Origin of the sequence: Proteiniphilum sp. UBA1028, assembly GCF_002316955.1 — a bacterium.
Classification (GTDB): Bacteria; Bacteroidota; Bacteroidia; order Bacteroidales; family Dysgonomonadaceae; genus Proteiniphilum.
This window is the reverse complement of record NZ_DCEN01000046.1, coordinates 848-9,089: the sequence shown is the minus strand read 5'-3', so window position 1 is coordinate 9,089 and position 8,242 is coordinate 848. Positions and strand designations below refer to the sequence as shown.

5 protein-coding genes are annotated in these 8,242 nt (G+C 43.9%); all 5 read left to right on the top strand.

Annotated elements, in window-relative coordinates:
• On the top strand, positions 1 to 416 hold a 416-nt coding region (locus B3Z75_RS08115), incomplete at its 5' end, for a DUF2961 domain-containing protein (protein WP_294069832.1).
• A 412-nt stretch (positions 417 to 828) separates the two neighbouring features.
• The gene (gene rlmD, locus B3Z75_RS08110; protein ID WP_238868162.1) at positions 829 to 2,241 is read left to right on the top strand and encodes a 23S rRNA (uracil(1939)-C(5))-methyltransferase RlmD; all 1,413 of its coding nucleotides are present in this window, start codon (positions 829 to 831) and stop codon (positions 2,239 to 2,241) included.
• Between the two features lie 7 nt (positions 2,242 to 2,248).
• Positions 2,249 to 3,937 carry a DUF6377 domain-containing protein gene (locus B3Z75_RS08105; RefSeq protein WP_238868161.1) on the top strand — a complete coding sequence of 563 codons (1,689 nt, stop codon included), beginning with the start codon at positions 2,249 to 2,251 and terminating at the stop codon, positions 3,935 to 3,937.
• Between the two features lie 287 nt (positions 3,938 to 4,224).
• Positions 4,225 to 7,263, top strand: coding sequence for a SusC/RagA family TonB-linked outer membrane protein (locus B3Z75_RS08100; protein WP_286853925.1), 3,039 nt, complete (start codon positions 4,225 to 4,227; stop codon positions 7,261 to 7,263).
• 11 nt (positions 7,264 to 7,274) lie between these two features.
• Positions 7,275 to 8,242, top strand: a 968-nt coding sequence (locus B3Z75_RS08095) for a RagB/SusD family nutrient uptake outer membrane protein (RefSeq protein WP_286848659.1), incomplete at its 3' end; no start/stop codon positions are given.

Here is an 8,242-nt window from a genome sequence, read left to right as displayed (position 1 = left end):
CCGATCACGGCAGAAAGGAGTATGTGCTGATGGATGCAAAAGGACCGGGAGCTATCGTAAGGATGTGGATGACATTTTCCGGCGAGAATTCGGGACGAGGAGTGCTAAGGATTTATCTCGATGATTATTTTGCAATCCGCACAATTACCCTTAAAATTAACGCTGAGAATTATGAACAAGCACTTCGAAGCACTATAATTCACATTTCATTTGATGGCATAAGGACAATCAGTGCTCCTATCGGCGACTTTTTCGGTACAGGTTATAAGATAAGAAAAAACCATTCATGGTACACGAAAGTGGACGATGACAGTACTATGTCGTGTTACTGGGTGATGCCTTTTAAAAGGAAATGCAATATCTTGCTCGAAAACAAAGGGGATCAGAATATCAACATTGAACAAGCAAAGGCATAGAGTTATAGAGCCATTTTACGAGCAGGATACGATAGGTGTAGAAATACTGAGAAATTTAGATATTAATAAGGGAAAGAATTTACTGCAAATAGAATATTTGGAACATGAAAATTATGATGGAACTAAATACCAGGTTGGTATGGATTGTATTGAGTTCTTCAATCATTAGCCCTTGACATGGGACGGCATTGAGCACGACAACAGCTCCCTCCAGCGAAGATAGATGATTTTTGTCTGGTAATATCTAGACGAATTCGTTTAAAAAACCTCTATCTTTGTATCTGTAAATATAAAGTTCAATTTTCGCATAATTTATGAATGTAAATGATTACAGTTAAATATAAAACATTGTTTGTCGCGAACTTAGTTGTAATTGTAATGCATGCGAATCTTAAATAAAGAGATAAAACAGATGGCAAGAAAGAGAAAACAACTTCCCTTGCTGGAAGGTGTGACAATTACCGGCGTAGCTGCCGAAGGTAAGGCGGTGGCGAAGGTTGATGGCATGACGCTGTTTGTACCTTTTGCAGCTCCCGGCGATGTGGCCGACATCCAGCTAACGCGTAAGAAGAGCACTTTTGCCGAGGGGAGGGTAGTGCGGTTTCAGCAATTTTCAACGCAGCGGAGCGATCCTTTCTGCCGGCACTTCGGGATGTGTGGCGGCTGCAAGTGGCAGCACCTGCCCTATGAGGAGCAGCTGCGGCACAAGCAGCAGCAGGTGGTTGACAACCTTACAAGGATAGGCAAGGTAGAACTGCCAGAGATCACCCCCATTCTGGGAGCACCTGATACCACTTTTTACCGCAACAAGCTTGAATTTACATTCTCCAACAAACGGTGGCTCACCGAGGAGGAGATAAGCTCTGGTAAGGAGTTCACTCAAATGAACGCTCTTGGTTTCCATATCCCCGGCATGTTCGATAAGGTGCTTGATATCGACAAATGCTGGCTGATGGATGATTTTTCCAATCAGATCCGGAATTGCATACGGGAGTTTTGCCTGGAAAAGGGTTTCCCTTTTTTTGATCTGCGCTGCCAAAATGGGCTCATGCGCACCCTTATGATCCGCAACAGTTCCATAGGAGAATGGATGGTGATTGTGGTTTTTTATGAAGATGATGTAGAAAAAAGAGAGGAGTTGATGAATTTCATAAGTGATAGATTTCCACAAATTACATCACTGCTATACATCATTAACCAAAAAGCAAACGATACCATTACCGACCAGGAGGTGGTGACCTGGCGCGGCAGGGATCATATCTTTGAAGAGATGGAAGGATTGAGCTTCAAGATCGGCCCCAAGTCGTTCTACCAGACTAACAGCGAGCAGGCATATCATCTTTATGAGGTTGCACGTAGCTTCGCACAGCTCACAGGCAATGAGCTGGTGTACGACCTTTATACCGGTACTGGCACCATCGCCAACTTTGTTGCAAGTGAGGCAAAAAAAGTAATTGGTATTGAGTATGTAGAGGAGGCAATTGAGGATGCAAGGGTAAACGCGCAGATAAACGGGATCGAAAATGCGCTCTTTTTTGCCGGTGATATGAAGGATGTACTTACGGCGGAGTTTATTTCAGAACATGGTCATCCCGACGTAATTATTACAGATCCGCCCCGCACTGGTATGCACGTAGATGTTGTCAATGCCATTTTGTTTGCAGCACCAGAAAGGATTGTCTATGTAAGCTGTAACCCGGCCACTCAGGCGCGTGATCTTAATCTGCTGGACTGCAAATACAAGGTTAAACGAGTACAGCCGGTCGACATGTTCCCACATACCCACCATGTGGAGAATGTGGTGTTGTTGGAGAAAAGAGGTTAATTTGATTATGAATGTTCGCACATCTACTTTCGTACTATTAATGGCAGTTGTTTTTGTTATTACCGTGGACAATGTTTTTGCCGCGGAACCACAACAAGAGCAGGTGCTCAAGATGCTATACGAGATGATGGAAGATAAGGCAGTGTTCATGTCCGAAAAAGAAGAACGTGTCGCCTCGATAAAGCAGATGTTGAGAATGCCCAATATGAACGAGATGCAGCGATACGACATAAACCTGCAGTTGTTTAACGAGTATAAAACTTATATTTCCGATTCTGCCATTCATTACGCTAAGCAGAATGTGGAGCTCTCCGAAAGCTTAGGTGATAGCTACAGAATCAATGAATCGAAACTTAATCTCACCTCTTTATATATAGTCTCGGGACTCTATATCGAGGCATTAGATATTCTCACGAATATCAATAAAACTGAGCTCGCCGATAACCTGTTAGTCAACTATTATGATAGCTATAAGCAGTTATATAGAAGCTACTCGTTCAATAATCCCATTGCTCCTGTATATACCGTTAAGAGCAGCCTGTACCGGGACTCGTTGTTAAGTGTCCTGAATAAAGAATCCAACCATTACAAGATTGTTTTTGCCGAAAAGCTGTTCGACGAAAATCGATTAGCCGAATCACAACAAATTTTACAAGAGCTAATCAATCAATCGGAAGAGGAGAATCATGAAAAGGCCGTTTTAACCTATGCCCTTGCAAATATTTACCGTAAAGAAGGAGATATTGACAAGCAAATAGCCTATTATGCGATATCGGCTATTTGCGATATAAAGAATGCGATTAAGGAAAATGCTTCTATGCAGGCATTGGCGATCACACTATTTGAGACCGGTAACATAGAAAAGGCTTATGATTGCATCAAATCGTCGATGGAAGATGCCATGTTTTGTAATGCCCGTTTGCGGACGTATGAAATCTCACAAATACTTCCGATAATCGATTCGGCTTATCAGGAAAAAGTCAGGAATCAGCAGTCAGAACTGCAGCTCTTCCTTGTTCTGGTGAGTCTCTTGTCGCTGTTCCTCATCATCGCTGTTATCTACGTCTATCGACAAATGAAAAAGATCGCCCGAATAAGAAAGGAGTTATATCAAACGAATCTGAAGTTGAATGACCTGAATAATGATTTACAACGTACTGTCGATCAATTGAACAGAACGAATAGAAAATTGTCGGATGTAAACGATGAATTGTCCGAATCCAACGAAATAAAGGAAACCTATATCGGCCATTTCCTAGATCTTTGTTCCACCTATATAGATAAGCTAGAGAAATACCGGAACACGCTCAATAAAAAAGCTGCCGAACGAAAGATAGACGAACTTTTCAGGATGTTGAAATCGCATGATATGATTGATCAGGAGCTGAAGGAGCTATATAAACTGTTCGATAACATCTTTCTTCATCTGTATCCCAATTTCGTGGAGGAATTTAACTCTCTGTTGCTCGAAGAAGAACAATTTAACCTGAAACCTAATGAATTGCTGAACGTAGAACTACGTATATTTGCTCTGATCCGGTTAGGGATAACCGACAGTTCACGCATTGCCAATTTCCTGCATTATTCGGTAAACACTATCTATAATTATCGTACTAGAGTACGAAATAAAGCGGCTGTACCCCGCGATAAATTTGAAAGTCTTGTGAGGAAAATTGGAGTTATACAGAAAATTTGAGATATATATCATCTACTTTTTCACGTCTCTATATTTGAGTATTATGCTGATGTACAGACTGTATAACTATTGTTGTATCTATATGTTAACTATCCTGATTTTTTTTCTGTTACTTCATCTTTTACATTTGCCTATGTTATTGTTGAATTTATCTTGAGGCTACTATTCATTGAAATTAAACGAGAACGATGAAATTTTAATTAGTCGACCCTAGAAAAGTACTAATGTAAATTGATGTATAAATGTGACTATAACCTTTGTATTTTTTATTTTCTAAATTTATTAACATGGGGGAAAAACAAAAATTATCCAAAGAGCCTATTGCATGCAGGTTATTATTATTATTGATGTTGTGTGTAATATTCAGTATTCATCTGTCGGCTCAGAATCAAAAAACTATTTCCGGGAATATCACTGATGAGAATGGTGTTTCTGTTATAGGTGCTTCCGTTTTTGTAAAAGGGACTACAACCGGTACCGTAAGTGATATCGATGGTAATTTTTCTTTGGCAGTGCCCGAATCATCAGTAATAACCATATCTTATATGGGATATCACCCGCAGGAGATATCGGTTGCTGGTAAAACGAATCTCTCTATTGTGCTAAAAGAGGACAATCAGCTGCTGGATGAGTTGGTTGTAATCGGATATGGTGTGATGAAAAAAAGAGATCTCACAGGCGCTGTATCATCGGTTTCGGGGGAGACGATGAAGGACAAGCCGGTAGCCAGTATCGGGGAAGCGCTTCAGGGACGGGCTGCAGGTGTGCAGGTCATCTCCTCCGGTAAACCGGGTGACAATGTCTCCTTCCGCATCAGGGGAATTAGCACTATCAATAACAGCGAACCGCTTCTGGTTATAGACGGGGTACCCACGGACCTGGGAATCAATTCCCTGAATATGGAAGATGTGGAAACCGTGGATGTGCTCAAAGATGCTTCTGCCACTGCCATTTACGGGTCGCGGGGGGCAAACGGCGTCATATTGGTTACCACGAAGAAGGGGAAATCTGGTGACGGATCTATCTCATTTAGTGCGAACTGGGGAGTACAAACTGCTACCGGCATGCCACAGATGTTGAATGCTACACAGTTTGCCTCGTTACATAACGAGATGATTGCCAATTATAACCAGTTCGCCTCCTCCCCGCTGACACAGCGCGCCGACTTTGCTGATCCAACGGTTTGGGGTGAAGGTACCGACTGGCTTGATGAACTCTTCCGTTCGGCGAGAATGAGAAACTATACGGTTTCCTATTCCGGAGGTAGTGATAAGGGAAATTATTATGTGTCGGGAGGAGTATTCGATCAGGACGGTGTTGTGTCTAATACATCATACCGACGATACACGGTGCAGTTCAATAGCGAATCGAACGTGCGTTCATGGATAAAATTCGGGAACAATATAACCCTGAGTCACGATATCAAGAAACAGGGTTCTTATGATATTCGCGGTACTATGGCTTCGTTACCTACTCAGCCGGTTTACAACGAAGATGGTTCATACTCCGGTCCTGGAGAACCGGCTTATCAGTACGGGGATATACGCAATCCTATTGGAACAGCAACACTTAGCCGAAACAGAACCAACGGATACAACGTGCTTGGAAATATCTTCGCTGAAATAAAACCGGCAGATAAACTTACTTTTAAGTCACTGGGTGGCATCGACTTCAAGTTTTGGGATCAGAACAGCTTTAGTCCCAAATATGACTGGAAGCCCATCCCGCAGCCGCAGTCATCACTGTATGAAGAGTCGAATAAAAGTCTTACCTATCTGTGGGACAATACGCTTACTTACCTCGACACCTTCGCAGATAAACACAACGTAAACGTGATGATTGGTTCCAGCGCCCAGAATAACTTGTATAACCGCATGAACGCAAGTGTGCAGGGATTCCTGAGTGATAATAACAGCCAGTTGAATAACGGGCTTACCGACCCCACCGTCGGAGGTACCAAAAATGATTGGGCTATCCTCTCGTTTATGGGGCGAGCCAATTACAATTACGACAACAAATATCTTTTCACCGCAACAATCCGTCGCGATGGCTCCTCCCGATTTTCCAAAGAAAACAGGTGGGGTACTTTTCCCTCGTTCTCCGCAGCTTGGCGCTTGTCGGAAGAACCTTTCTTCCACGCAAACGAATGGGTCGACGATGTGAAAGTCCGTTTGGGATACGGAGAAACGGGAAACCAGGGAGGTATAGACAACTACGCCTATTTTACCAGGTTGAAAACAGGGCAGTATGTGTTCAACGGCACACCGGTTTCTACGCTTTATCCGCTGGTGATGCCCAATCAGGATGTACAATGGGAGACGGTAAGGCAGTTTAATGCCGGGGTGGATCTCTCTTTATTGAATCAACGGATTAATCTGACGCTTGATGCTTACCTAAAAAACACAAGCGATATGCTGGTGCCGATGTCAGTACCCATCACTACAGGTTATTCAGACATTTACGTGCCGAGTATAAATGCCGGAGAGATTAGGAACAAAGGGCTTGAGCTGACTGTCTCCTCCAGAAACCTCACGGGCCAGTTTGAATGGGATACCGATTTCAATGTTTCTTACAATAAGAATGAAGTAATCAAAATGAATGACGGTATTGCCCTGTTTACCGGTGGGGATATCAATATGACTAAAGTGCAGGTGAGTGCCGAAGGACGACCTGTGAACGCGTTCTATGGTTATGTAACCAACGGCATCTTCCAGAATCAGGAGGAGGTGGACCGGTATGCTACGCAGGTAACCGGCGGAACAGCACCTGGCGATATCAAGTTTCGTGATCTTGACAACAACGGAGTCATCAATGCCGATGACCGTACCTTTATCGGTAATCCATTCCCTGAATGGACGTTCTCCATGAACAACAGCTTTGCTTACGGAAATTTCGACCTGCAGGTCTTTTTCCAGGGTGTGGCCGGAAACGACATTTACAATGCCAACAGAATATGGCAGGAAAGTATGTCAGTCCCGCAGAACCAGACGACAAAGGTGTTGGACCGCTGGACAGGAGAAGGAACAAGTAACAGTGTTCCGCGTGCTGTCTACAGTGACCCCAATCAGAATGTACGCCATTCCAACCGGTTTATCGAGGATGGATCATACCTTCGTTTGAAAAATCTCACGTTAGGATATACGCTGCCGAAATCAGTAGCACAGAAGGCTCAACTAAGTATGGCACGACTCTATCTCTCTTGCCAGAACCTCTTTACATTGACCGGTTATTCTGGTTTTGATCCTGAAGTAGGGGCAGGAGGTGTAGATCTCGGCACCTATCCGGTAACACGTACAATCAGTTTAGGCCTAAATATTCAATTTTAATCGATGACAATATGAGAAAAATAGCATATATAATTGGACTTTTATCGGTATTGACACTCTTTGGATCCTGCTCCGATTTTTTGGATAAAGTTCCGTATGAAGACCCAAGTGCCGAGGCACTCACGGACGAAGCGTCGGCTATTGCCCTGGTAAATGGGGCTTATCAGCCGCTACAGCGTCCCAAATTATACAACATGAGAATCTGGACGCTCGATATCATTGCAGGAAACAGCGAAGTGGGTGCTGGTGGAGGCACCGACGGGATAGAGACTGTTACCTTGGCAAATTTTGTAGCTACAGCCGACAATGCAGCTGCACTGGACATATGGCGAGGTCCCAATCCCGGGATACTATACTGCAATACGGTATTGGAAAATGTGCCGAAGATGGATATCGACGAATCGTTGAAAAACCGTTCTATCGGAGAAGCGAAGTTTCTTCGTGCCAACTATTATTTCATTCTGGTGCAGCTTTTCGGAGATGTCCCGATGACGGTCTCTACACCGAAGCCTGGAGACAACCTGCTGCCCGAGCGTACCGACAAAATGACCATCTACAACGAGGTGATAATTCCTGACTTGAAGGATGCAATTGAATTGTTGCCGGTCAGGGAAGCATATTCGGGAAGCGACATCGGCCGTGCTTCCAAGGGTGCGGCTGCCGGCATGCTGGCAAAGGTTTATCTGACATTGGGAATGTATGCAGAATCACTACAGATGAGTGAGCTGGTAGAGAGCCTCGGTTATACCCTGAATTCCGATTACAGCGATAGCTTCGGGGGTGAGGAACGGCATAAGAACACAGCAGAGTCTCTGTTTGAAGTGCAATATTACGGACTGACCAAGGCTGGTTTCTGGAGTGATGAAAACCAGGCCAACTGGCTAAGTACCTACATGGGTCCGCGTAATACAGGATGGGTTGGCGGTGCTTATGGCTGGAACCAACCGACACAGGAGTTCGTGGACCAATATGAGAATGG